General features: G+C 69.0%; 21 protein-coding genes. 12 read left to right on the top strand and 9 right to left on the bottom strand.

Going from position 1 to position 23132, the window contains the following annotated elements; all coding sequences use genetic code 11:
• Positions 1 to 29: 29 nt before the first annotated feature.
• A complete protein-coding gene (locus ACZ60M_RS03610; protein WP_465414323.1) occupies positions 30 to 923 on the top strand; it encodes an FG-GAP repeat domain-containing protein in 894 nt (297 codons plus the stop codon).
• Here ACZ60M_RS03610 and ACZ60M_RS03605 read toward each other — a convergent pair.
• The 3 genes from ACZ60M_RS03605 to ACZ60M_RS03595 all read right to left on the bottom strand — a co-directional run bounded on the left by ACZ60M_RS03605 (position 920) and on the right by ACZ60M_RS03595 (position 6686).
• Positions 920 to 2368, bottom strand: coding sequence for a glycosyltransferase (locus tag ACZ60M_RS03605; RefSeq protein ID WP_465414321.1), 1449 nt, complete (start codon positions 2366 to 2368; stop codon positions 920 to 922). The genes ACZ60M_RS03610 and ACZ60M_RS03605 overlap by 4 nt on opposite strands.
• The gene (locus ACZ60M_RS03600; protein ID WP_465414320.1) at positions 2365 to 6267 is read right to left on the bottom strand and encodes a glycosyltransferase; all 3903 of its coding nucleotides are present in this window, start codon (positions 6265 to 6267) and stop codon (positions 2365 to 2367) included. Before ACZ60M_RS03600 ends, ACZ60M_RS03605 begins: the two co-directional genes overlap by 4 nt.
• Before the next feature lie 194 nt (positions 6268 to 6461).
• Complete coding sequence (locus ACZ60M_RS03595) at positions 6462 to 6686, bottom strand: hypothetical protein (RefSeq protein WP_465414318.1); 225 nt, start codon at positions 6684 to 6686, stop codon at positions 6462 to 6464.
• Between the two features lie 279 nt (positions 6687 to 6965).
• On the opposite strand from ACZ60M_RS03595, the gene ACZ60M_RS03590 reads away from it, so the two are divergent.
• From ACZ60M_RS03590 to ACZ60M_RS03575, 4 genes are all read left to right on the top strand, one after another.
• On the top strand, positions 6966 to 7766 hold the full coding sequence (locus tag ACZ60M_RS03590; RefSeq protein ID WP_465414316.1) for a Scr1 family TA system antitoxin-like transcriptional regulator: 801 nt from the start codon (positions 6966 to 6968) through the stop codon (positions 7764 to 7766).
• The gene (locus tag ACZ60M_RS03585; protein WP_465414314.1) at positions 7753 to 7953 is read left to right on the top strand and encodes a DUF397 domain-containing protein; all 201 of its coding nucleotides are present in this window, start codon (positions 7753 to 7755) and stop codon (positions 7951 to 7953) included. Before ACZ60M_RS03590 ends, ACZ60M_RS03585 begins: the two co-directional genes overlap by 14 nt.
• Before the next feature lie 155 nt (positions 7954 to 8108).
• A complete protein-coding gene (locus ACZ60M_RS03580; RefSeq protein ID WP_465414313.1) occupies positions 8109 to 8711 on the top strand; it encodes an FkbM family methyltransferase in 603 nt (200 codons plus the stop codon).
• Between the two features lie 62 nt (positions 8712 to 8773).
• Positions 8774 to 10012: a low temperature requirement protein A gene (locus ACZ60M_RS03575; protein WP_465414312.1), complete on the top strand. Its 1239-nt coding sequence runs from the start codon at positions 8774 to 8776 to the stop codon at positions 10010 to 10012.
• On the opposite strand, the gene ACZ60M_RS03570 is transcribed toward ACZ60M_RS03575, so the two are convergent.
• The gene (locus ACZ60M_RS03570; RefSeq protein WP_465414310.1) at positions 9999 to 10715 is read right to left on the bottom strand and encodes a hypothetical protein; all 717 of its coding nucleotides are present in this window, start codon (positions 10713 to 10715) and stop codon (positions 9999 to 10001) included. The two genes, ACZ60M_RS03575 and ACZ60M_RS03570, sit on opposite strands and share 14 nt — an antisense overlap.
• Positions 10716 to 10829: 114 nt before the next feature.
• Between ACZ60M_RS03570 and ACZ60M_RS03565 the strand changes: the two genes are divergently transcribed.
• Complete coding sequence (locus ACZ60M_RS03565) at positions 10830 to 11588, top strand: VOC family protein (protein ID WP_465414309.1); 759 nt, start codon at positions 10830 to 10832, stop codon at positions 11586 to 11588.
• Here the strand turns inward: ACZ60M_RS03565 and ACZ60M_RS03560 are convergent.
• The gene (locus tag ACZ60M_RS03560) at positions 11571 to 12002 is read right to left on the bottom strand and encodes a DUF6069 family protein (protein WP_465414307.1); all 432 of its coding nucleotides are present in this window, start codon (positions 12000 to 12002) and stop codon (positions 11571 to 11573) included. The two genes, ACZ60M_RS03565 and ACZ60M_RS03560, sit on opposite strands and share 18 nt — an antisense overlap.
• Positions 12003 to 12153: 151 nt before the next feature.
• Here ACZ60M_RS03560 and ACZ60M_RS03555 point away from each other — a divergent pair, with 151 nt between their 5' ends.
• Together ACZ60M_RS03555 and ACZ60M_RS03550 are read left to right on the top strand one after the other, a co-directional pair.
• On the top strand, positions 12154 to 13122 hold the full coding sequence (locus ACZ60M_RS03555) for an AraC family transcriptional regulator (RefSeq protein ID WP_465414305.1): 969 nt from the start codon (positions 12154 to 12156) through the stop codon (positions 13120 to 13122).
• 52 nt (positions 13123 to 13174) lie between these two features.
• Positions 13175 to 13855 carry a Pr6Pr family membrane protein gene (locus ACZ60M_RS03550; RefSeq protein ID WP_465414303.1) on the top strand — a complete coding sequence of 227 codons (681 nt, stop codon included), beginning with the start codon at positions 13175 to 13177 and terminating at the stop codon, positions 13853 to 13855.
• On the opposite strand, the gene ACZ60M_RS03545 is transcribed toward ACZ60M_RS03550, so the two are convergent.
• On the bottom strand, positions 13852 to 14151 hold the full coding sequence (locus tag ACZ60M_RS03545) for a trypco2 family protein (RefSeq protein WP_465414302.1): 300 nt from the start codon (positions 14149 to 14151) through the stop codon (positions 13852 to 13854). The genes ACZ60M_RS03550 and ACZ60M_RS03545 overlap by 4 nt on opposite strands.
• Positions 14152 to 14204: 53 nt before the next feature.
• Here ACZ60M_RS03545 and ACZ60M_RS03540 point away from each other — a divergent pair, with 53 nt between their 5' ends.
• Positions 14205 to 15140: an aminoglycoside phosphotransferase gene (locus ACZ60M_RS03540; RefSeq protein WP_465414300.1), complete on the top strand. Its 936-nt coding sequence runs from the start codon at positions 14205 to 14207 to the stop codon at positions 15138 to 15140.
• A gap of 9 nt (positions 15141 to 15149) precedes the next feature.
• Here ACZ60M_RS03540 and ACZ60M_RS03535 read toward each other — a convergent pair whose 3' ends face one another.
• The gene (locus ACZ60M_RS03535; RefSeq protein WP_465414298.1) at positions 15150 to 18839 is read right to left on the bottom strand and encodes a S1 family peptidase; all 3690 of its coding nucleotides are present in this window, start codon (positions 18837 to 18839) and stop codon (positions 15150 to 15152) included.
• A gap of 56 nt (positions 18840 to 18895) precedes the next feature.
• Positions 18896 to 20116, bottom strand: coding sequence for an MFS transporter (locus ACZ60M_RS03530; protein ID WP_465414296.1), 1221 nt, complete (start codon positions 20114 to 20116; stop codon positions 18896 to 18898).
• A gap of 375 nt (positions 20117 to 20491) precedes the next feature.
• Between ACZ60M_RS03530 and ACZ60M_RS03525 the strand changes: the two genes are divergently transcribed.
• Both ACZ60M_RS03525 and ACZ60M_RS03520 read left to right on the top strand, forming a co-directional pair.
• Positions 20492 to 21415, top strand: coding sequence for a cation diffusion facilitator family transporter (locus ACZ60M_RS03525; RefSeq protein WP_465414294.1), 924 nt, complete (start codon positions 20492 to 20494; stop codon positions 21413 to 21415).
• A gap of 9 nt (positions 21416 to 21424) precedes the next feature.
• Positions 21425 to 21700: a Smr/MutS family protein gene (locus ACZ60M_RS03520; protein ID WP_465414292.1), complete on the top strand. Its 276-nt coding sequence runs from the start codon at positions 21425 to 21427 to the stop codon at positions 21698 to 21700.
• A gap of 60 nt (positions 21701 to 21760) precedes the next feature.
• Here the strand turns inward: ACZ60M_RS03520 and ACZ60M_RS03515 are convergent, their stop codons facing one another.
• Positions 21761 to 22039 (bottom strand): helix-turn-helix domain-containing protein, encoded by a 279-nt coding sequence (locus tag ACZ60M_RS03515; protein ID WP_465414291.1) that lies wholly within the window; start codon positions 22037 to 22039, stop codon positions 21761 to 21763.
• A gap of 263 nt (positions 22040 to 22302) precedes the next feature.
• Between ACZ60M_RS03515 and ACZ60M_RS03510 the strand changes: the two genes are divergently transcribed.
• On the top strand, positions 22303 to 23127 hold the full coding sequence (locus tag ACZ60M_RS03510; protein ID WP_465414289.1) for an ABC transporter ATP-binding protein: 825 nt from the start codon (positions 22303 to 22305) through the stop codon (positions 23125 to 23127).
• The last annotated feature ends 5 nt before the right edge of the window (positions 23128 to 23132 follow it).

Genomic DNA, 23132 nt, shown 5'->3' with positions numbered 1-23132 from the left:
TGGTCCACCGCCACCGGAGGGGAAACGAAATGGCACACAGTGCACGTCGCAGGATCGCACCGGCCCGCGGTCTCGCGGCCGCCGGCGCGGTCGTCGCCGCGCTCATCGCTCCGGCCCCGGCCGCCGCCCTGGAAGCGGCTCCGGTCGAGCAGGGGTTCGCCGGGTCCTACGACTACAACGGGGACGGCCGCGCCGACCTTGTCGCCCGCCGCGACGAGACCGGCATCCTGGAGGTGTGGCCCGGCAGCGGCTCCGGCGGCTTCGGCGAGCACTACCCGGTCGGCTCCGGCTGGAACGCGATGGACCTTCTCGCGACCGCCGGAGACCTGGACGAGGACGGCCGGGCGGACCTCGTCGCGCGCCGCGCGAGCGACGGCGCGCTGCTGTTCTACGGCGGCAACGGCACCGGGTTCGACCCGGCCGTGCGCATCGGCCACGGCTGGGACGCCATGAGCGCCGTGGTCGCCGGTCACGACTACGACGGCGACGGCCGCGCCGACCTTCTCGCGGTCGAATCCGCCACCGGCTACCTGTGGCTGTACCCGGGCAACGGCGCCGGCGGCCACGGCGCCCGCGTCAAGATCGGGTCGAGCTGGAACCTGCAGAAGGAGCTGACCGCGGTCGGCGACATGGACGAGGACGGCCACGCCGACATCGTCGCGGTCCGCAACGCCGACGAGTGCATGTACTTCTACGGCGGCCCCGGCAGCCAGGGCTTCCGCCGCCCGGTCTTGTTCGACTGCGGCTGGGATGTGATGGCGTCCGCGGCCGCCGCCGGTGACTTCAACGGCGACGGGCACGCGGACTGGGTCGGGCGGGAGACCGCGACCGGCCTCCTCTACCTGTTCACCGGCGACGGCGACGGCGGGCACAGCTCGTCGCCCGTGATCGACGTCGGCTGGGGCAAGATGACGATCGCCTAGTGCACGGCCGCCGGCAGCCGGTCCATCAGGGACTTCGCTGAGCAGTGGTCGGCCAGGTGCGCCCAGGCCGCCTCCTGCTGCGCCGCGTACGCGCCCGGCTCGGTCGCCAGCCGCTCGGCGACGTCGGCGACCTCGCCCGGTTCGCAGTAGAGGGCGGCCGGGCCGTACACGGGCGCGAACCGCCGGTCCATGACGACCGGCACTCCGGCGGCCATCGCTTCGAGCGGCGCCCTTCCGAAGGCCCCCATGCCTTCCGCGGCGAAGCAGACCATGACGTCGATCCCGGCCAGGAACTCCGGCATCGCGTCGAACGGGTGCACGGTCCAGTTCCCGGGCAGCCCGCCGAGCACGCGCGCGGGCGTCTCGGCGCCGCCGAGCACGTGGATCGCGAACGGCTCCCGCCCGGGGTAGCACTCCAGCAGCGTCTCGCGCCGCTCGGGCCAGTGCGCCCGCTCGTCCCGCGAGTGCCTGCCGATGCGGATGCGCCCGTCCGGGACGCGGCGGCCGCCGTGGCGCCACCGTTCGATGTCGATGACCTCGTGCCAGGGCTCGGGGGCCAGGTCGACGGTGTCCGCGTGGCGTTCCAGCGCGGCCTGCGCGAGCGGCCCGCCCGCGAACCAGGTGTGCGGTCCCAGCCATCCGGCGACGTTCCGTTCGACGATCGCCAGCTCCCAGGCCTCCCCGCCCTCCCCATAGGACCCGGACGGCGCTTCGGCGGCGACGACGGCGGTCCGCCCGGCCTTGACCAGCGGGCGCCGTTCGAGCGGGTGCATGAGCGGCACGGGATCGCGCACGACCGCCAGCGCGCACTCGACCTCGTCGTCGCGGCCGATCAGCCGGACCGACCCGTCATCGATGAGTGCTGCGATACGAGGATCGAGCGGCGCGCCCGGGTGCCGCCGGTAGACGGGGTGGTGCACCAGGCCGACCGTGAGGCCGAGGTCCCGGCAGATCTCGACTTCCGCCACGGTGGAGGCGACCTCGCCGCCGCAGTCGGCGACGTATACGACGTCGACCGCGATCCGCTCCGGCGCGACCCGCGACCGCTCCTCTGCGAGCTGCCGCGCTTCGACTTCCCGCAGCAGCGCGATCCGGTCGGCGATCGGCACCCTGGTGTCGGCGGCGATCTCCCTGGCTTCCCGCACAGCCGTAATCGGGAACCCGCTCTCCAGCGCCTCGAACACGCGCCGCATCCGGCGGTCCCCGACCCCGGGGGCCCGCTCGGCACGCCGGTGCAGCAGCGCCGCCGCTTTCCGCCCGGCCGCGATATCGCGGCCGAGACGCCGGAGGCGCACCGCCGCGCGCCAGGAAAGTCCGATCAGGACAAGCAGGATCAAGCCCGCGACCGCCAGCGCGTAGGGCGCGTCGAGGACGAACGGCAGCGCGACGGTCGCGGCGGCCGCAGCGCAGGTGAGCAGGGCGCGCATCCGCAGGTGCTGGTTCATCGGGTGCCTTCCATGGTCGGCTGGGCGTCGGACCGGTCCGGCAGCTTGGTGACGCCGAGGCCGTTCACCCTGCGCAGCAGTGCTTCCGGGGAGAACCGCTCGCGCACGGTCCGGAGCCCGGCCTCGGCGCGTTCGGTGTAGTAGGCGCGGTCGGCGGCGAGGCGCCGCACCTCGGCCTCAACGTCCTCGGGCTCGCGGTAGACCGCGCCGTCGCCGAACAGCTCGGCGAAATCGGGCGACAGGATGGTCGGCAACCCGGCGGCCATGGCCTCCATGGGGGCCCGCCCGAACGCCTCGACCAGGTTCTCGTCGACGAAGTACGCGTACACGTCGACCTGCCCGAGGAAGTCCACGGCCGACATCGCACCGAACGGATGCGAGGTCCAGCGCGGCGGGATCGTGCCCAGGATGCGCTGCAGCGCATCGTGACCGCCGAGCATGTGTACGTCGATGCCGTCCGTGTCGGGATAGGCGGCGAGCAGCTGCTTGGCCATGTTCGGGAACTTCGTCACGTGGTCGCGGCTGTGCCGCCCGAGCCGGATCGGCTCGCCTTCGGCGCGGACCCGCCGCTGCGGTGGTGTCCACTCGGCGATGTCGATGGTCTCGTACCAGAAGTCCTGGGCGAGCTCGATTCCCGCCATCTCCTCGGCGTGGTGGGCGTGCAGCACATCGCGGATGGCCGGGCCGATCGCGTACCAGGTGTGGTCGCCGAGCCATTCGGTGACGTTGCGGTGCACGTCCGGGATGCTCCACGCGGTGCCGTACCCGCCGGTCGGCCCGTACTCCTCGAACGGCGCCTGGTTCACGAGAAGGACGGTCCGGTCGGCCGCGATCTCGGGCCGGTCCTCCATCATCTTCGCCAGCGCCACGGGGAAGCGGACGATCGTGAGATCACAGTGGACAGTATCCCGCGGGTCGACGAGCACGACCTGCCCGCCGTCGACGAGCTCCATGATCTTCGGGTCGACGGGCCTGCCCATCGCCCGCTCCTTCACCGGGTGGTTCACGAGCGCCACGCGCAGCCCGGCCGAGACGTAGGCCAGGATCTCCGCCTGGTTCGCGGAGGTCGTGCCGCCCCGGAGGTTGAACGTGGACACGATCGCGATGTCGGCGCGGATGGTCCGCCCCGCCCGGGGGTCGAGGGCCGCCCGGCGGGCGCAGAGGGCGCCGAGGGCGTGGACCTGGGTCTCGCGGTAGCCCTTCTTGGAATCGGCGGCGATGCCTTCCAATGCGGTTGTCGCCGTTGCCGACCAGCCGTGGTTCAGGCGCACCTCCCACCGGTCGATCATCCTGCGCTTCTTGTCGGTGATGCCGGCGGAGGCGGCCGCCTGGCACTCGGCGGTGGCGCTGACGCGGGCGCGATCGAGCGCGCGGAGCAACCGGAGCTGGGTCACGGCGGCCAGCAGGCACAGCACGGTCAGCGCGGCGCCTGCGGCGAACCACGGCTGCGGCGCGAAGACCGCGAACGCGGGGACGAGCGGCGCGGCTGCGGCCGCGGACCAGACCGGACGGCGTCCGGCAGCCCTCACGAGGTGGACCAGCGGGGTCGGCAGTTTGCTGGGGTCCTTGGCGGGCAACAGCGGTCGCGCCTCAGGAGTCTGACCGGGCTGCGCGATTGATAGCCGGGCAGGCACTTGGCGGTCGAAGGCCCGCCACGCGGCGAGCGCGAACACGGAGCCGGTCCAGACGAGAACGCTCGCCCCCGAGATCCACGGCAGGGCAGCGGGTTCGAGGGCCGCGGCGAGTGCGATGGCAGCGGCGACGGAAGCGAGTCCGCAGGCTGCGAGAAGCAGGTCGGCCCGCCCGAACGCCCGACGCAAACCGCGGGAGGCGGTCCGCGAACCGGAGCGAGTGGAAGACGCGTCGGCAACCGCCGAGACTGAAGCAGCCACGGCCATCTCGGCGGACTCGGCGGTTCGCGCGGCGGGCACGACGTGGTCAGCGGCCTCGTGCACGGGCGCAGCGCCGAAGGCATCAGGCGCGCTGGCCGCATCGGGCTGCGACACAGTCGCGGCCGTCGCATCGGCCGTCTCGGCCGACGCCGATGAGGAGGCGGCCGCCGCAGTCCCGGCGATGCGCGCCGCGCTCGTGGCGCCCGCACCCCCATCCGCGTTCGCGTTCGCGTTCGCGTTCGCGTTCGCGTTCGCGTTCGCGTTCGCGTTCACCGGATCGGACACACCTTCAGCCCCGTGCACTCGAATCCGGCCCGCATCGATCCCCGGGTGCTCGAACCGCAGCAACTCCGCGTAGTCCGTGCTCGGAGTGAAAACCGGAGCCGTATGCCGCCCCTCCGGTTCGATGAAGTCGAGCCCGTACTCCGAGGCGGCAGTCAGAACCGTCCGATCCACGAGGGCCTGGTCGCCCTTGATGCCCTTCAGGTCCGGACAGTGCAGCAGTGCGACCGCGACGCCCCCGCGCGCCGTGTCGCCCGCGTCGTCGAGCATCGCGCGCCGCCGGGTGTCGATCGCGCTCCAGTCGGCGGCGTAGATGCGGCCGTACTCGATCGCTCGATTGTCCGCATTGGATCGCGTGATGCACTGCGTGATCGGGAACGGCCTCGGCCGGGCCATCGAAGCCATGAACGGCGACGCCTGGTCCCGCCCGATCGCCCGGTGCCAGCGCGCGAACCCCGAGTAGTACCCGAAGCGGCTCGCCGACATCCAATGCCGCGAGACCTCCCCGGCCGACAGCGTGTTCCCGTTGTACCGCACGGCGGTCAGCGGACCGTTCCCCATGCGCAGGAAGCCGCCCCTCCCGAACGCGGTCTGGATGCGGAACCGGTACTCGGAGTCGGCGGTCTTCCTGACCTCGTCGTAGAACCCGACCTTCTTCAGCACGGCCTCGGCCCGGATCATGATCGGCGTCGACCGCGCGGCGATGATCGCGATCTGCGGATCGATCATCAGCGACAGGTCCTCTGCGACCGCGACGCACCGCGATTCGACCATCACCAGGTCCGGATTGGCGACCATCGGCCGCACCTGCAGCTCGAGACGGCGCGGGTGCGCCCAGTCGTCGGAGTCCAACCCGGTGATGAACTTGCCCGCCGCCACGGCCATCGCGCGGTTGCGCGCCTGGTACGTGCCCGCGTTCTCGGGCTGGATAAGAAGTTTCACGCGCGGATCGAGCGACGCGGCCTCCAAGAGCACCGACTCGTACTCGGGCCCCGAGGCGTCGTCGACGAGCAACAGCTCCCAGTTCTGCCACGTCTGCGCCACAATCGACCGCACGGCGGTCAGCAGCGCCTCGCCGGGTTTGAAGCAGGTCATGACGACCGAGATCAGCGGCCCCCGGTCGACCATCTCCAGTGGACCGGTCCGCAACCCGTCGAAGCTCAACGCCGCACCGGGCTCGGGCCCCACCAGCTCGGGCCAGTCGGTGAACTGCCTGAACCGGCGCATGTACGCGGCCGCGCTGCCGCCGTGGTTTGGATGCGCTTCTTGGCAGCGGAGCGAGCGGAGCAGGAGGTCCGGCAGGCCGCCGTAGGCCTTGATCAGCCGTTTCACCTGCCGGGTCCGGCCGTCCAGGTGCGCCGTGGTCACATGCAGCTCTTGGTGTTCGCGCGGCATGCGGCCGCCGAGCCGACGGTAGGCGAGGTCGTACAGCGCGAGGGCCTTCGCGCGTTCCTCCGGGGTCCGGGCCTTCAGACCGATGGAGGCCGCCAGCGCGCAGAGCGCTTCGAGGTTGAGCGCCGCCTTCTCAAGGCGCGCTTCGCGACCTCGGGGATCGAGGACCAGCCCGGGGTCGGCCGGATATGCGAGGCGCGCGAGCACATGGAGCACGAGACGCGAGTTGTGGTACTGCCCCCACTCGTGGATGTCCTTGATGCGTGTCGACGCCACTGACCCGAGCGCCTGCTCGACCAATTCATCGACGTTCGGCGGCTTGTCCACTCGCACGGAACCGCCATCGACCGCACGCTGGCTCGGTCGGGATTCGGGCGTGGGCGAGAGGGTTCTCGTACCAGTAGAACCTGTCATGAGCCGGACTTTACGAGTTTTTCCGGCCTCAATAGTCGATGTCGGCGGCGTGTTGCCGCACTTGGGAAGGAATGGACCGGCCGACCCCCACCAGGTCGACCGGTCCCCCGGGGCTAATTTGGCGCCGCCCCGGCGATGAAAGCTTTGGCCTGCTTCATAAGTCCCCCGCACCACGCGTCGCCGTTCCACGATCCGCGCCAGACCGGCGCGAAATTCTCGTCGTCGAACCGGCAGACCTCGTGGGGGCCGACCCCGTCGTCGCAATCGAGCAGATATTCGCAAGGACCGTTCGGATACCGGCTCTGATCCGGGCCGAGCCGGTAGAGCGAGAACAGCACATGGCCCCTTGCGAAGTCACCGAGGAAGCCCATCGTCGAGAGCCCGCCGTCCGAACGACGCCCACACTGCCGCACCAATGCCCTACCTCCATTTCACCCTGTCGGATCAAATGTAGGCAAAACCGAGACACCCCAAAAGGTCTGGCGAGGCAGCACTTCCTACCGGAAAGTTTTGCGCCCCAAACTTTCTGAAGCTCGCTCCCTATTGATTCGCACAAGCGGCCGAGTGTACCTTTTCCACTACAGTGCGTTCCCACCAAACGAACTCAGGGGAGTCCGATGCCGCTCTCAAGACTCGCTAACTGGTACGTCCTGGCTGAACTCAATGCGCTCACCAAGGAAACGGACCAGACCCAGCAGCAGCTTGCAGACGAGGTCGGAGTGAGTCCACGGACCATCACCAACTACCTCACCGGGGAGACTCGCCCGAAGGCGGGCATGGCAGCTTCGTTCGCCAAAGCCTGCGGTGCCAGCGACAAGCGAGCGAACTTCCTCTCTCACGTGATCAAGCAGCTCGACAGCGGCAGGATCGTCTCAGATCTCAGCCAGCGCAACATCTTCATCGTTGAGCGCGCCGAGGCAACCTCAGGTGAATTCTGGAAGTGGGAGCCGCTATACATCCCAGGGCCGCTCCAGATCGAGCGCTACCACATGGAGAAGCTTCCCGAAATCAGCGCGAACCCCATGCAGAACTGGCTGCGAAAGCAGCGTCGCTTCTTGACCATCCGCAACCGCAAACCCGCGCCGAAGATGCGTTTCCTGACAAGCACAAACGCCCTTCGCCAGCTCCGGGGCTGGGAGTGGGGCGAGCGCCAGTTCGATCACCTCATCGAGGTCAGCAAGTGGCCGAACTGCGAAATCCGAGTCCTAGACGGGCTTCACGGGGGCATGGACCACTCGTTCGACATCTTTCTGCCTGGCGGGCGACCCGCCGCAGCGCCACCGTTCGTCTATGTAGAAGCGCTTGACCAGAGCCGACACGTCGAGGAACCCGAAAAGATCAGCTTGTACCATGACCGATGCAAGGGAATGTGGTCGTTTGGTTCGAGTATCGGAGGGCGCTTGGATGACTGGATTTAGCGACTGGCGCAAGAGCACTCGCAGCAACAGCGGAGACGACAGCAACTGCGTCGAGTGCCGCGTGACCTGGCAAAAGAGCACTCACAGCGGAGCGTTCCAGGTCCGGGACTCGAAGTTGGGACACGGGTCCCCGGTCTTCGACCTCGCCGCGACCGACTTCAAGGCGCTCCTCGCCGCGGCCGAGTAGGCGTCGCCCCGCGACTCGCCGCAGAGCGCAGGGGTTCCGCGTGTCGGCGCTGAGAATCGGCGACGGTCATTAGCCTGTCGATATATCTCCCAGACGGACGACTCTGGAGTCGCATGAGGACCATTACGCTCGAGACGGGCCATGAGCCTGCCAACATGATCGTCGATGAAGAAGACCACATCGGCCGCGTGATCGCTGCGCACTCCTCCTGGTACGAGCTCGATCTGCTCAACGACGCGCGCGAGCGGGTCACCGCGCCCGGCACGGCCGTCGATATCGGCGCGCACATGGGGAACCACAGCCTGTGGTTCTCGCTCGCCTGCGGCCTCGACGTCATCGCGATCGAACCGAACCCCGAAACGCTGAAGCACCTGAAGGCGAACGTCGAGGCCAATCCGAAGGCGAGCATCGAGGTGCGAAACGTCGCCATTGGACGCGAGCCCGGGTGGGGCGCCACCGTCCCTCCTCCTGAGGGGAACACCGGCATGGCGCAGTTCCGTCTCGATCGCCAGGGCGGAACCAGGGTCACCACGTTGGACCTGCTCGACGCGAAGAACGTCGAACTCGTCAAGATCGACGTCGAGGGCATGGCCTGCGAGGTCCTGGAGGGCGGACGGCGTCTCCTCGAAACGCAGTCGCCGATCCTCTATGTCGAAGGCGATCGGGACGAGATCGCCGCGGTGCTGCCCAGCGGATATGAGTGCTTCGGCAGGTTCGCCAAAACTCCCACCTGGGGATTCTCTCGAACCGCCGGTTAGGTAGCTTGTTCCTGCCTCGCGGTGCTGGTGGAAAGATGGTGCCCATGCCGACAACACCGTCCGTGAGCAGGAACCACCGCATCCGGAGCATGACGAGCCGCGATCCCGAAGAGGCGCACCGCACCGCGACGCCGCTCGAACTGCTCTTCGACCTGACCTTGGTCGTGGCGTTCAGTCAGGCCGGGACGCAGATGGCGCACCTGCTGGAGCTCGGGCACTACGCGCCCGCGATCGGGGCGTTCTCGTTCTCGGTGTTCGCGATCTGCTGGGCGTGGATCAACTACTCGTGGCTGGCATCGGCGTTCGACAACGACGACGTGTTCTTCCGGGTCGCGACGATGGTGCAGATGATCGGCGTGCTCATCCTCGCGCTCGGGCTGCCGCGGATGTTCCACTCCATTGACGAAGGCGCGCACGTCGACAACAGCGTGGTCGTCGCCGGGTACGTGGTCATGCGGGTCGCGATGATCGCGCTGTGGCTGCGCGTCGCCCGCCACGACAGCGAACAGCGCCGCACCGCGCTCACGTACGCGTCCCTCATGGCGATCGCGCAGGTCGGCTGGACCGCCCAGATCTTCGTCGACCCGCCGCTCGCGGTGACTGTCGGAGTCGTGGTCGTCTTGGGGGCCTTCGAGATGCTGATCCCGGTCGTCGCCGAGTCGCGCGGCGGGGGCAGCCCGTGGCACCCGCACCACATCGCCGAACGCTACGGACTGCTCGTGATCATCACCCTCGGCGAAGTCGTGCTCGGCACGATCCTCGCCGTCTCGGCGGTCATCGAAGTGCAGGGCTGGTCGGTGGAAGCCGTGCTCGTCGCTTTCGGCGGGACCGCGCTCGCGTTCGGGCTGTGGTGGGTGTACTTCACGATGCCCTCGGCCGAAGTGCTCGAACGCCACCGCGAGCGCGCATTCGTCTGGGGCTACGGGCATCTGCTCATCTTCGGGTCGCTCGCGGCGACCGGCGCGGGCCTGCACGTGGCCGCCACGGTCATCGACCACACCGCGCACATCAGCGCCACCGCCGCGATCCTGACGCTCGTCGTCCCGGTCGCGATCTTCACGGTCGCGCTGTTCGCCCTCTACTCGCTCCTCCTGCGCGAGTTCGACTCGTTCCACCTGGTGCTCTTCATCGGTGCGGTCCTCGCGCTCGCCGCCTCGGCGATCGCGGTGGCGGCCGGGGCGTCGATCGGCGTGGGCATCGTGATCGCCGTCTGCTCGCCGCTGGTGATCATCGTCGGCTACGAGACCGTGGGCCACCGCCACCAGGCGGCGGCCCTCGAAAGGGCCCTCACGGGCGCATGATGTGGAGGTTCTCGCCCCATCCGTCGAGGACCTTGCCGTGGCCTGCCTTGCGGGCCTTGGCTTCGACCTCGGCGAAGAGGCGGCGCTGCACGTCCGCGTCGCCGGTGTCGAGGATGACCTGGATGGTGTCGAGGAGCGCCGGGGTGTCCCAGCCGGGGAGCGGGTGGCGCTCCAGCTCCCATTCGAGGGCCTTGCTGTAGGGGCGCGGGCGCAGGTCCATGGTGAAGAGCAGTTCGAGGAGCGCGCCGATGCTGTCGGCGGCGTCGAGCCGCCCGGCGAGGACGCGGCCGTCGCGCTGGTTCTTCAGCGAGCGGTACAGGTAGTTCGCGTAGCCGTCGAGGATCTCGTCGGCGCGGTCGAAGGCCTGCTGCGGGTCGAGTCGGCCCTTGGCTTCGAGGAACGCGGTGAGCTCGCCGCCGGTGCGGTCGAGGAGGATGCGGCTGCGGGCGAGCGCGTAGTCCACGTACGCGGGGATGGTCGCGAGTTCGTCGAGGGCGATCACGTTGAGGTCGAGCGCGGGCGAGCGCAGGCCGTGGTGCCGCAGGAGTGCCGTCTCGGCCCCGACAGCGGTGATGACGAAGAGGTCGTAGTCCGAGCGTTCAGTCGCCAGGCCCTCCATCGAGTGCGAGCCGATGAGGAAGAGGCCGACGACGGCCGGGTCGCCCTCGGCAGTGCGGACGGCGTCATCGAAGGTGAAGGTCATGCCCGATGTCTAGCAGCCGGTGCGGCGCAAGGAAAGCGGATTTCGCCCGGCCCGCCGTCGGCCGGATCGCCTTATTCGGGCGTGAGCGCGCCTCGCGGTCTTTAGACTGCGGGGATGGCGATTCGATGGACGACCGCGTTCTGGGACTACCCGGCCGAAGGCTTCGAGAGCGGTATCGCGTTCTGGCTCAAGGTGACCGACTCCACCCTGTCGGCGCGGCGCGGCCCGGACGGCGAGTTCGCGACCCTCGTCCCGGCCGAAGGCGACCCGCACCTGCGGGTGCAGCGCATCCAGGACGGCAAGGGCGGCAACCACCTCGACCTCCACGTCGACGACGTGGACGCCGAAGCGGAGCGGGCGGTCGGGCTCGGGGCGACGGTGGTGCACCGGGAATCGGGGCTCGTCGTGCTGCACTCCCCCGCCGGATTCGCGTTCTGCCTCGTCCGGCACCACGGAGAGGCGGCGGTGCCGCCGCCGCTCGGCTGGCCGGGCGGGCAGAAGAGCCGCACCGACCAGCTGTGCATCGACATCCCGCCGCAGGCCTTCGACCACGAGTTCGCGTTCTGGCAGGTGTTCACGGGCTGGCGGCAGACTGTGACCGATACCCGGGAGTTCCGGCGGCTCCTGCCGCCGCCGGAGCTCCCGCTCCAGTTCCTGCTGCAGCGCTTGGACCTCGCCGAGAAGGGCCGGAGCGCGACCGCGCACATCGACCTGGCCTGCTCCGACATCGACGCCGAGACCGAGCGGCACGTCGGGCTCGGGGCCGAGACGGTGCGCCGCCACCACTGGTGGCAGGTGATGCGCGACCCGGGGGGCCTCGAATACTGCATCACCGGCCGCGACCCGGAGATCGACCTACACCCCATCACCTGAGGGCTCGGGGAGCTTCCTGCCGAGGACGGGGATGAGGATCGCGGCGACCAGGACGTGCAGGATCGCCAGGAAGACCTTCGTCCCCGCCGTCGCCTCGGCGAAGACCACCGGGAACACCTCCAGCGCGAACACGACCCCGGCGCCGATGCGCCACACCAGGACCGCGCGGCGCTTCGCGAACCGGTCGAGGACCGCGCGGGCCAGCCAGCCCGCGCCGCCGAAGACCACGACCGAGGCCGCGACGTTCACCAGACCGATCGGCACGGCGTCCTGGCCGGGCTGGCTCGCGGCGAGCTCGACACCGGCGGCGTTCGCGACGGCCCAGGCCGCGAGCGCGGCGGCCAGGGTGACGGCGAGGGCGAGCAGCCGGGTGCGCCAGGCCGGGGCGGTCGTTCGTTCATCCAGTTTGGACATTTCTTGACTCCACTGCCTTGAGTTACGTTTCGGGGGAACGACTACGAAGGTATGGGCGGGAGCCTCTGGCGCCCATCCGCGAGCGTCCTCGGTTCATACGCGATCGTCCTCGCCGCTACCCGTCGCGCGCCCGACTCGCTACGGTTGCGGCATGGATGTGCTCAGCGATGTACTGGCCGTGCTGCGGACCGGCAGGCCCCTCGCGGCCCGGTTCTCGCTCAACGCGCCCTTCGCCACCCGGCGCCCCAGCCACGCGAACGGGTTCGGGGTCCAGATCATGATGCGCGGCAGTACGTTCGTCACGAACATGGCCGGGGAGGTCGTCGAGGTTGCCGAGGGAGACGTGCTCGTAGTGCCGCGCGGCAGCTCCGACACGATCGTCGCCGATTCGCTCGGCACGCCCGTCGAGACCAGATGCGACGGTCCCGGTCCCTACGGCCACATCCACCGCTCGCCCGAGGACCCCGCCGCCACGCACGTCATGGTGTGCCTCGCCTACGCGATGGCGCCCGGCCGCTCCCACCCGCTGCTCGCCGCGATGCCCGACTTCACGCTCATCCCCGCCGACCCGGTGGCGCGGCCCGGACTCGCCAGCGCCGTCACCATGCTCGAACGCGAACTGCGCGCCGAACGCGGCGGCGGCGACACGCTCGTGCCCGCGCTGCTCGACGCGGTCCTGATGTACCTGCTGCGGGCCGTCCTCGAAGGCAACGCGCGGCACTGCGGCTTCGACGGCTGGGCGGCGGCGCTCGCCGACAAGTCGGTCGGGGCGGCGCTGCAGGCGGTCCACGCCGAGCCCGCGCGGCAGTGGACGGTGAGCTCGCTCGGCGAGGTCGCCGGGCTCTCGCGGTCGGCGTTCTCGCGGCGGTTCACCGAGCTGGTGGGCCAGCCTCCGTTGGGGTACTTGACGTTCTGGCGCCTGACGCTGGCCGCGCGGCTCCTCGCGGAGACGGACGCGCCGCTCGCGGCGGTGGCCCGGCAGGTCGGGTACGCCTCGGAGTTCGCGTTCGCGGCCGCGTTCAAACGCGACTTCGGGCAGGCCCCCGGGCGGTTCCGGAAGCAGGCCCCGTCGTGCGAACCGGCGGTGCCCGCGTTCGAGAGGGAAACAGTGCCGGCCTGATCCGGTTTCGCCCCGTATCGTGCTCTCAAAGAGACGACGAAAGGGGCCCGGCATGGCCGTCGAAGCGGAGGTCCGCGAGAGCGCGCAGCGGGTGCGGGCGCGCCGGGTCTGGTACGCGGCGCTGTTCGCGGTCGTGCTCGCGTCCCTGGTCTGGCAGACGGTGCTGGTCGTGCAGGGCGGCACGGACGTGAACGCGGGCGAATCGGCGGCGCACGAGGACCTCGCGGTGCGGCTGGTGCGGCTCGCCAGCTACTTCACGATCCAGAGCAACGTGCTCGTGTGCGCCGGCGCGCTGCTGCTCGCCCTCCGGCCCGACCGCGACAGCCCCGCTTTCCGCGTGCTGCATCTGGATGCGCTGCTCGGCATCGCGATCACCGGCCTGGTCTTCGCCACGATCCTCGCGCCGCTCCTCGACCTCGAAGGCGCGGCCCTCGTCGTCAACGCGGGCCTGCACTACGTCGCGCCCGCGGCGACCGTCCTCGGCTGGATCTTCGTCGGCCCGCGGGGCCGGGTCGACCGCGCGACCATCGCGCGGGCGTTCATCTGGCCGGTCGCGTGGATCGCCTACACGCTCGTGCACGGCGCCTTCACCGGCTGGTACCCGTACCCGTTCCTCGACGCGGCCGAGATCGGCTACCCGAAGGCGCTCTTGAACATCGCAATGGTGCTCGCGGTGGCGTTCCTGCTGGCGCTCCTGGCCTCCTGGGCGGACCGGAAACTCACGCGCCGCTAGTCCTCGTCGATGTCATCTGCATCGGAGAGACGCAGTGACTTGTCGTTGACCTTCGGGTGCAGCGTGAGCTTGATCCGGTGCAGCTGCGACTCGTTGTTGGTCAAGTCCGCCTTGCCGTCAACGACGCCAAGAACAGAGACGCCCGCACCCTTGTTCCTGTTGTGGCTGATCTCGAGCGTCAGCTCGAGCTCGATGTCCGCAACCTCAAGGGCCACCTGGTCATCGGCGGTCAACATGGCGATCTTCAGTTCACGGCGGATCTCGGCGATTGCGGAGCTGAGGGGAATGGCATCCATCCCAGGAGTCTAAGTCGGTTGACCAAACTGCTGCGCCCCTCAAAAATCAGCCTATGAGCCGGAGCCGCATCGAGATCAGCCCGACCGCACGAACCAGGGCCCAACGCCTCGGCGGCAAGGCGCGGCAGTGGCTCCTCGATCTGGACGACCTCGTGTTCGCGATCGAGGCGCAGTGGGGCATCGAGGTCGGCGAGCCGTTTCCGAACGCCAACGAGGGCTTGGTGACCCGAGTCCGAACCGCAGACGGCGGCACGGCAGTCTTGAAACTGATGGCGCCCACCCCCTGGAAGGACGATCAGATCGGCGTGCTGGAACGGGCCGAAGGGCGCGGATACGCCCGGGCGCTGGCCGTCGACCGCGAAAAGAACGCGATCCTCCTTGAGGAGCTTGGAACCCCGCTGGGCGACATGGGATGGCCGACTGAACGCGTTATGCGAACGCAAGTGACGACCTTGCGACAGGCCTGGACCGTCGGCCTGCCCGCAGACCACGATGTCAAGACCGGCGCACAGAAAGCACAGGAGCGGCACCGGCTGGTCGACCAGCTCTGGGACAAACTCGAGCGGCCCTGCTCAGCTGCGGTACCCGACCGCACCAGGGAGTACTGCGACCGACGTGCCGCTGCCTTCGACCCCGGAAACGCGGTCTATGCCCATGGGGACCCGCACGCGGGCAACGCATTGCAGGTCTCGGTACCTCGGCCAGGGGCCGAATCCGGTTTCGCGTACGTAGACCCCGACGGCCTGTTCATCGAGCCGGCCCACGACCTCGGCGCCATCATGGCCGGCAACGAGAACGAACTCGCCGCCGCAGGCATCCGCAGACTCGCGCGCCAATGGTGCTCCATGCTGGCCGACGCCTCCGGCATCGATGACCAGGCTATCTGGGAATGGGCGTTCATCGAACGCGTCGCCATCGGCCTCTACGCCCTCGACCACGGCTGGGCCTGGGGCCAAGACAAGCTCGATGCCGCCGAACAACTCATCTGAACCTGCTTGTCACATACGCATTTCCGGCTGGTTGAAGAGGCTCAGGCGCTCCCACGGTGTGCCGCCGGTATCGGGGTCGGCTTCGAAGGGCACCCCGGCCGCTGCATATGCGTTCATGGTTTCGGTGAGCTCGCGACCGACCTCCTCGACCTCGGCGGACCGGTTCAGGACTTTGACCATCTCGAGTTTCATGCGCAAGGTGTTCACGAATTTGGGACCGTGCACTGTGAGCGACGTGTCGGTCAGCTTCCTCCGGATGTCGACCGCCTTTGTCAGCGTTCCGAGCGCGGCATCGAACTCACCCGCTCTGGCATGGACCAGGGAGAGGTCTTCAAGAGCACTCGCGAGGGTGGGGTTCGCACGAGGCTGATCCTCGACGATGAGTTCGAGCAGTTCGACCTTCAACTCCTTGGACATCCCGGGCTGGGAGGCGCTGATGCGGCGGGCCCCGACCCTGCCGACCCGCTCATCCGCACTGGTCTCCAGGCCTTCCGAATCGAACTTCTCGCGGGCACGCTCGATCGACTCGGACTCCTTCAGCAAGCTCAGCGCCTCCGGCCGCTGGCCCGAGGCCCAGAGCGCAACCACCGACAGTTCCATGGCTCGCAAGGCTTCAGGCCAGAGTCGGGGCGTCTCCTGCGCCACCGATCGCCAGTAAGCCGCTGCCTCGCTCAAGGCCAGCGACGCTTTGTTCCCGCCCTGATCTCCGATCCAACACGCCAGAGCGTAATCGACGAGCGACCTGGCCAAATCGGCATCAGGCATCGCGGACCCGGTTCCTGCGAAGCGCTTCCGAAGGTCCACTGCCGCGCCCAACACAGTCTGCGCCGGCGAGCGCCAGGTGCTCCACCAAAGTTGTGTGCCGCGGATCTCGAGCTCGTTCGCGATCACACGCCATGTGGGCTGGTCTTGCACGGCAAGCCATTTCAACAGTTCGGCAACCTCGGAAACGATCTCGACGTCGACGAGCTGCCCCGCCGCGAAGACCTTGTCGATCCGTTCGAAGCCGGGCCGATAGCTCTCGAAGTCATGCTGCTTGACGTGTCGCCGGAGTCTGAACGCCTCCACAGTCGAGTGCAGTGCCACGTCCACTGAGTTCGTCTCGGCGCTGGCCGCGATCTGGTCGTACTCCACGATCGCTGTGCGGAGATTCGCGGCGCTTGCAAGGCCGAGAGAAAGTCGTACCCGCGTCACGTAGCCCAGGAGGTCCTTGGCCTGATCGAGCTGCTTCTCCTCCCTTGCCTTTCGAACGGCCAGTTCCAAGGTGTTGAAGCTGTCCGCAAACGGGACAGCGTCTTTCGTGCCGTCGCGGCTCAGGACCTCGACGATGATCCGCGCCGCGCGGACCGCGTCTTCGAAGCTGCCGTCCATCCTCAGACGCAGTTGCGCGTCATGCATCGCGGCGGTCGCCCAGCCGTGGTTGTCGAACATCCCTTCGATCAGGCGCAGTTCCAGAGATTCCGTCAGAAGGTGGAACGCCATGTCGGTGGCGTCCTTCTGCAGGTAAGCGCGGGCGGCCCCTTCCAATGCGGTTGCCAGTCCCATCGAGTCTCCGATGTCTCGGCAATGCCGAACCTTGATGTCGTAGAGCATCTGACCGAGCTCAGCGAGCCGCTGGTCGTCGTGGATCGCCAGGTATTCGGTGTCGGCGACGACCTCAGCGATGCGCCCGAGGTCGGAGACCTGTTTCAGGGCACTGGAAAGCAGGTTGGCGACCTCGGCGTCCTCACCGCGATCGACCTGCCTGACGGCGATCTCGATGAGGCGCGGGAGGCTCTGGTCGAGGACTTCGGCGATGGAGAGCGACTGGTCCTCGCCGCCGACGATCCTGGTGAGGGCGTGTACGAGCATCTGCTTCACGGAGCCGACGGCGTCCGGGTAGTGGTCGTGGGTCAGCGTCAGCAGGTGGAGCATCCGGGCGAAGTGGTCGGTGCCCAGGAGCATCTTGTGGAGCAGGGCGGTGACCCCGGGGAGGTCCTCGATGCTGGCGACCAGGTGCTCGGAGACCAGGTCGGGCTCGATCGGCGCGGTGCGGCCGCCTTCTGCCGGATACAACCGCGCCAACGCCTTGCCGGCTTCGCGCCGAGCGGCGTTGGACTGGTCGAGCCAGAGGTCGGAAGCCTTCAGGAACTCGGCGGCCTCAAGCACGGTCGGCCCGGTCAGGGTCATGATCGCGACCGCGTGGAGGGCCTGGTCGCTCTCCTCAGGGCCGACGTTCGTGGTTGAAAGGGCAGGCTCGGCGGCCCAGCGGCGTACGCGTTCGCGTTGGAGGAGGAAGCCGAGGAGGCGGTCGCGGAGGCCGCTGCGGTCAGGCGACGGCAGCGTTTCGCCCTGGGCGGCAAGGAGAGCCGCGATGTGGACGAGGAGCGGGGAGTCGTACTGCTCGCCTTCGATGAGGTCGATCAGGCGGTCGGCGTCGGCAGGGTTCTCGTGGTCGGCGGTGAAGCGGGCATAGGCGTTGCGGAAGTGGGCGGCTCGTTCCTCGGGGCCGAAGTCGCGGCGGCGCAGTTCGATGCGGGGTGACTCCTCGCCCTTGAGGCGGTGCTGCAACAAGGTGCCGCCCTGGTCGCTGAGCTGGTCGTACCAGCCTCCGGCGGCGCGCGAGATGAGCAGGACCCGCACGGGGAAGCGCAGGCGGTCGGCCAGGTGCTCGAGGTGTTTCAGGAAGTCGACCACTTTCGCGGTGATAGCCGAGCGCTCGACGTAGTCGAAGACGACCAGGAGCGGGGTCTGCGGGTTGTGCGATCCCCAGGGCGCGTTGGGGTCATCGAGTGCGAAACCCGCGCGCCAGACCGGGTCCTCTTCGGCGACGCGGCGGCAGAGTTCGGCGGCGAGGCGGGTCTTGCCCGCTCCCGCTGGGCCGGTGAGGAGGCGGAGGGCGATGTCGCTGTCGGCACCTGGTGAGTCGTCGAAGCACCAGGAGGTCAAGGCGTCGAGGGCGTCGCCGTGGCTCTCTTTGACGAAGGGGACCTGGCCGTAGCGGGCGGTGATGAGCTTGAACTCGGTCGCTTCGCCGAGGGGCTCGAAGGGGCTGCGCACCAGCGGGTGCGGGTCCGAGAGCGCGAGGAGTTCGGGGCTGCCGAGGAGGTCGCGCAGGCCTTCCTGCTCGAGGATTATGGACGCGGGGATCGCGTTGAAGCGGCGCTGTCGGGTGCCGGAGCGTTCGGCGAGGACGCCGAGGAGGGCGTGGTCGTCGAGGATCATCGCACCGGAGAGACCGGCCCAGTCGTGCTGGTCGACCGCGTCGGGCGAGTCGAAGTCGAACTGCATGCGGCCCTTGCCGGAGCCCTGGCCGGGGACGAAGCCGCCGTCGATGCGGGCCGCGTGGTAGGCGCCGTCCTCGCGTTCGGCGCGCGGGAAGCCGATGCAGCGGGCGGCCTTCGCACCCACATAGTCGTGGTACTCGCCCCAGACGACGCGGCCCTTCGGGGCCTTCAGGCCCGGGACGCGGAGCAGGGCGAGGTCGATGCCGGATTCCTCAGGGCCCCAGGCCAGTTCGGCCGCGAACGGTTCCCTGCCGGGGCGGAGGACCTCGCGGGATTCGGCTTCGGCCACGTCGTGGGCGCAGGTGAGGACCAGCTCGTCGGCGACCAGGTATCCAGTGAGGCTATGGCGCTTGCGCCGCTCGCCGGCGCGCTTGACGGTGCTGATCCGGACGAGGCGTTCGTCGCTGCGCCAGAGGCGGTCCATGGGAGGCATGGAGGGTCCTGTCTACGGGGCCTTCCAGTCTCTCCTATTCGGGCGACATGCGGGGATCAGGCCTTCGCGCGCTTGCGGGCCTTGACCGCGATGACGGCGACCGGGATGAGCAGGAGCGCGCCGATCCACAGGACGCCGCTCGGGGCGGTCGCGTCGACGACGTAGCCGCCCGCGAAGGAGCCGACGGCGATGGAGAGGTTGAACATGACCGTGTTCAGGGAGGTCGCGATCTCGACCTCGCCGGGCTCGACCGAGTTCATGTACCAAGTCTGCAGGACCGGGGAGACCAGGCCGTAGCCGATGCCCCAGAGCACGAGCACGGCCGTGGCGGAGAAGAGGTCGCCGACCGCGAACGCCATGAGCGCCATACCGGCCGCCATGGCGATGCCGAGCGCCGCGAGCGTGCCGCGCAGGCGGGTGCCGATGAGCGAGCCGGACGCGACCGTGGCGACGAGCGCCGCCGCACCGAAGGCGAGGAGCAGGCCGCTGACCTGGCCCGCGCCGATGCCGTTGGCCTGGAGGATCGGGCTGATGAACGTGTAGGCGATGAAGTGGCCGGTGACGATGAAGAAGGTGAGGGCCAGGCCGATGCGCACGCCCTTGTTGGCGCGCACCAGCTTCGGGAGCGACGCGAACGAGACGGTGGTGTTCGAAGGGAGCTTCGGCACGAGCAGCGCGATCGCGGTCATGGCCACGAGCGCGAGGGCGGCGAGGGCCCACATGGCGGCGCGCCAGCCGAAGTTGTCGCCGATGAGGGTGCCGAGCGGGACGCCGAGCACGGTGGCGGCGCCGATGCCGCCGTAGACGGCGGCGGTCGCGCGCGGCACGTCCTTGGCGGGGACGAGGCGCAGGGCGATGCCGCCCGCGACGGCCCAGAACGCGCCGATCGACAGGCCCACGAGGACGCGGGCGGCGAGCAGGAGTTCGAAGCCGGAGGCGAGCGCGGCGCCGACGTTCGCGGCGGCGACGAGCACGGCCAGGCCGATGAGGACGAGGCGGCGGTCGAGGCGGCGGGTGAAGACGATGCTCAGGGGCGCGGCGACGGCGGCGACGAGGCCGGGGACGGTGACCATGAGCCCGGCGGTGCCGGCGCTGACGCCGAGGTCGCCGCTGATCGGGGTGAGCAGGCCGACCGGGAGGACTTCGGAGGTCATGACGACGAAGACGCCGAGGGCGACGGCGGCGACGGCGAGCCACTGCTTGAGCGTGGCGCGCTCGGGCGCGGCGGTCTCGGTGATGGTCGGGGTGAGGGTTTGGCGTTCGTCGAGGGTGGTCACGGCTGCGGTCTCCTGAGCGGTTCGGTTCGGGTCGGAGTCTGATGACTCTTTCGCCGGAACCGGTCCACCACTCGGTCCGCGCTCGGTGACACGGGCTCGGCTCGTACAGGGGCTGTGGGCCTCGCGAGAGGCGTTCGGCCGGGAGCGGTGCTCCCCTGGCGGTGTACGAGCGTTAGCCCTGACCAGAAGCTCGATGTACTTCTGGGGCGTCGCCTGTTCTCCAGGGTAGCGCCGATCCGCGCGTTTCGGAATGGTGAATTCCGTCGCACAAGCGCATCTGGCGGGATGCTTCGGCCTCATTGCGTGCGGTGTGGCGGGGCCATGACAGACTCCTTTCTGCGTGTCACGCACACATACGGAAGGAACAGCGAGCAGATGTCAGCAGAAGGCGGCACCAAGGCGATCGTCGCGGCCCTATTGGCCAACACCGGTATCGCGGTCAGCAAGTTCGTCGCGGCGGGGATCACGGGTTCGGCGTCGATGCTGGCCGAGGGCGTCCACTCGGTGGCCGACGCCTCGAACCAGGTCCTCCTGCTGATCGGCGGCAAGGCCTCGCGGAAGGCCGCGAGCCCGGCGCACCCGTTCGGGTACGGGCGCGAGCGGTACATCTACGCGTTCATCGTCTCGATCGTCCTGTTCTCGATCGGCGGCGTCTACGCGCTGTACGAGGGCTTCCACAAGCTGGGCGAACGTGACAGCCACCACGGCCTGGAGAACCCGCTGGTCGCGGTCGTCGTGCTGGTCCTGGCGATCATCCTGGAGTCGTTCTCGCTGCGCACCGCGGTGAAGGAGTCGAACCACGTCCGCGGCAAGCAGTCGTGGGTGCAGTTCGTCAAGGGCGCCCGCGCGCCTGAGCTGCCCGTGATCCTCCTGGAGGACATCGGCGCGCTCGTCGGCCTCGTCCTGGCCCTGATCGGCGTGGGCCTGTCGTGGATCACCGGGGACATCCTGTTCGACGCGCTCGGCACCATGAGCATCGGCGTGCTGCTCGTGGCCATCGCGATCGTGCTCGCCATCGAGATCCGCTCCATGCTCATCGGCGAGTCGGCGACCCTCGAGGACATCGCGGCGATCGAGACGGCCATCAACGACGGCGAGGGCAGCAGCCTCATCCACCTCAAGACCCTGCACGTGGGCCCGGACGAGCTGCTGGTCGCGGCGAAGGTCGGCATCGGCGCCTCGGCGACCGGCGAAGAGGTCGCCACGCAGATCGACGCGGCCGAGGCGCGCATCCGCGCGGCCGTGCCGAAGGCGAAGCTCATCTACATCGAGCCGGACATCCCGCGCACGGACGCTTAGGCTCGGATCATGGCCAAACTGGTGCTGGACCTGCACGACATCTTCAACAAGGGCGACCAGATCGAGAAGGCGCTGCGCGATGTCATCGACGAGGCCGTCGCCAAGAAGATCGACCTCGTGGAGATCATCCCGGGCAAGGGCTCGGGGCAGTTGAAGAAGAAGGTGCTCAGGTTCCTCGACCAGAAAGAGGTCAAGGCCCTGTACCACCGGGTGGACAAGGACTCGAAGAACTTCGGTCGGCTCTTCGTGCATTTTCAGCACAAGGACAAGCGCAAGAAGCGGTAAGACGTGAAAGGCGGCGGCGCTGCTCCCCTCCCCCGGGGCGGCGCCGCCGTTTCGCGTTCGTCAGTCGATCAGGATGCGCTCGCGCTCGTTCCTGGGGTCCGGCGCCCCGAGCAGTTCGAGCAGCCGCAGTACCGGGACCCGGTAGCTGTGGCCGATCCGAAGGACCTGGACGGGGAACTGTCCGTCCTTCGCCAGCCGGTAGGCGACCGTCCTGCCGATCCCGAGGATCTGCGCGGCCGTCTCGACATTCGTCATCACGCCGAGCGACTTGACTCGCTCGACGGTCCAGATCTCGTCGATGACGACACCCGAAGGCCCCACCTTCGCATTCGGTGTCATGTTGGTCCTCTCTGGCGCGCCGAGCCGACACGGGGTGCATCGGCCGGGTGACGCCTAGGACCAGTCGACCCCACCCGGCACGGCCAAGTCCAGAGTGCCGCGCCGGAATTCACTCTTACGCGTGGTATCCGATTCCTCACTTGGATGAGGAACGTTTGGGCGCGAATGGGATTCATTGTGCATAACAGACGCGAAATCGCGTCGCACCTCACCGCGGACCTGCCCGGATGCGGACTAGCGCGGGATAGGTTAGCCTTACCTACATGTCAGACGACGCCGGTCTCAACGGCCGCGCCCTCCGCCTCGCCTACTACGGCGAGACCGTCGTGCACGACGCCGACCTCACCCTGCGCGGCGGCCGGGTCACGGCCCTCCTGGGCCCCAACGGGTCCGGCAAGTCCACGCTTCTGCGGTCCCTCGCCCGCCTCCACAAGGCCGAGTCCGGGGCCGTCGAGTTCACCGACGGCACCGACGCGACCGCCTTGAGCCCCAAGGACTTCGCACGTCGCGTCTCCCTCCTCGCCCAGTCCCGGCCCGTCCCCGGCGGCATCCGCGTCGTCGACGTCGTCGGCTACGGCCGCCACCCCCACCGCGGCCGCTGGCGCCAGGGCGACGAGGAAGGACCCGCGAAGATCCAGCGCGCCATGGAGATCTGCGGCGTCGCCGACATGGCCGAGAAGGGCGTCGAAGCGCTCTCCGGCGGCGAACGCCAGCGCGTCTGGTTCGCCTCCTGCCTCGCGCAGGACACCGCCGTGCTCCTCCTCGACGAGCCCACCAACCACCTCGACCTGCGCTACCAGGTCGAGATCCTCGACCTCGTCAGGGATCTCGCCGACGAGCACGGCACGGCCGTCGGCATCGTCCTGCACGACCTCGACCAGGCCGCCGCGGTCGCCGACGACGTGGTCCTGCTCCACGACGGCCGCGTCATGGCCGCGGGCACCCCGTCCGAGGTGCTCACCGCCGAGAACCTCACCGCCGCATACGGCATCGACATCCGCGTCGACGCCGACCCCGCCACCGGCCTGCTCACGGCCCGGCCCATCGGCCGGCACAGCCGCAGGTTCGCCAGCACCGCCACCGAATAGAAGGA

This window comes from Glycomyces sp. NPDC050141, from assembly GCF_055586545.1.
Note: the sequence above shows the minus strand (reverse complement) of the source record. Positions and strands in the feature narration are given on the sequence as shown.

Coding starts and splice junctions, on each gene's coding strand:
- ACZ60M_RS03610 (WP_465414323.1), top strand. CDS start 30: ATGGCACACAGTGCACGTCGCAGGATCGCACCGGCCCGCGGTCTCGCG.
- ACZ60M_RS03605 (WP_465414321.1), bottom strand. CDS start 2,368: ATGAACCAGCACCTGCGGATGCGCGCCCTGCTCACCTGCGCTGCGGCC.
- ACZ60M_RS03590 (WP_465414316.1), top strand. CDS start 6,966: ATGCCGCTCTCAAGACTCGCTAACTGGTACGTCCTGGCTGAACTCAAT.
- ACZ60M_RS03585 (WP_465414314.1), top strand. CDS start 7,753: ATGACTGGATTTAGCGACTGGCGCAAGAGCACTCGCAGCAACAGCGGA.
- ACZ60M_RS03580 (WP_465414313.1), top strand. CDS start 8,109: ATGATCGTCGATGAAGAAGACCACATCGGCCGCGTGATCGCTGCGCAC.
- ACZ60M_RS03570 (WP_465414310.1), bottom strand. CDS start 10,715: ATGACCTTCACCTTCGATGACGCCGTCCGCACTGCCGAGGGCGACCCG.
- ACZ60M_RS03565 (WP_465414309.1), top strand. CDS start 10,830: ATGGCGATTCGATGGACGACCGCGTTCTGGGACTACCCGGCCGAAGGC.
- ACZ60M_RS03560 (WP_465414307.1), bottom strand. CDS start 12,002: ATGTCCAAACTGGATGAACGAACGACCGCCCCGGCCTGGCGCACCCGG.
- ACZ60M_RS03555 (WP_465414305.1), top strand. CDS start 12,154: ATGGATGTGCTCAGCGATGTACTGGCCGTGCTGCGGACCGGCAGGCCC.
- ACZ60M_RS03550 (WP_465414303.1), top strand. CDS start 13,175: ATGGCCGTCGAAGCGGAGGTCCGCGAGAGCGCGCAGCGGGTGCGGGCG.
- ACZ60M_RS03545 (WP_465414302.1), bottom strand. CDS start 14,151: ATGGATGCCATTCCCCTCAGCTCCGCAATCGCCGAGATCCGCCGTGAA.
- ACZ60M_RS03540 (WP_465414300.1), top strand. CDS start 14,205: ATGAGCCGGAGCCGCATCGAGATCAGCCCGACCGCACGAACCAGGGCC.
- ACZ60M_RS03535 (WP_465414298.1), bottom strand. CDS start 18,839: ATGCCTCCCATGGACCGCCTCTGGCGCAGCGACGAACGCCTCGTCCGG.
- ACZ60M_RS03525 (WP_465414294.1), top strand. CDS start 20,492: ATGTCAGCAGAAGGCGGCACCAAGGCGATCGTCGCGGCCCTATTGGCC.
- ACZ60M_RS03520 (WP_465414292.1), top strand. CDS start 21,425: ATGGCCAAACTGGTGCTGGACCTGCACGACATCTTCAACAAGGGCGAC.
- ACZ60M_RS03515 (WP_465414291.1), bottom strand. CDS start 22,039: ATGACACCGAATGCGAAGGTGGGGCCTTCGGGTGTCGTCATCGACGAG.
- ACZ60M_RS03510 (WP_465414289.1), top strand. CDS start 22,303: ATGTCAGACGACGCCGGTCTCAACGGCCGCGCCCTCCGCCTCGCCTAC.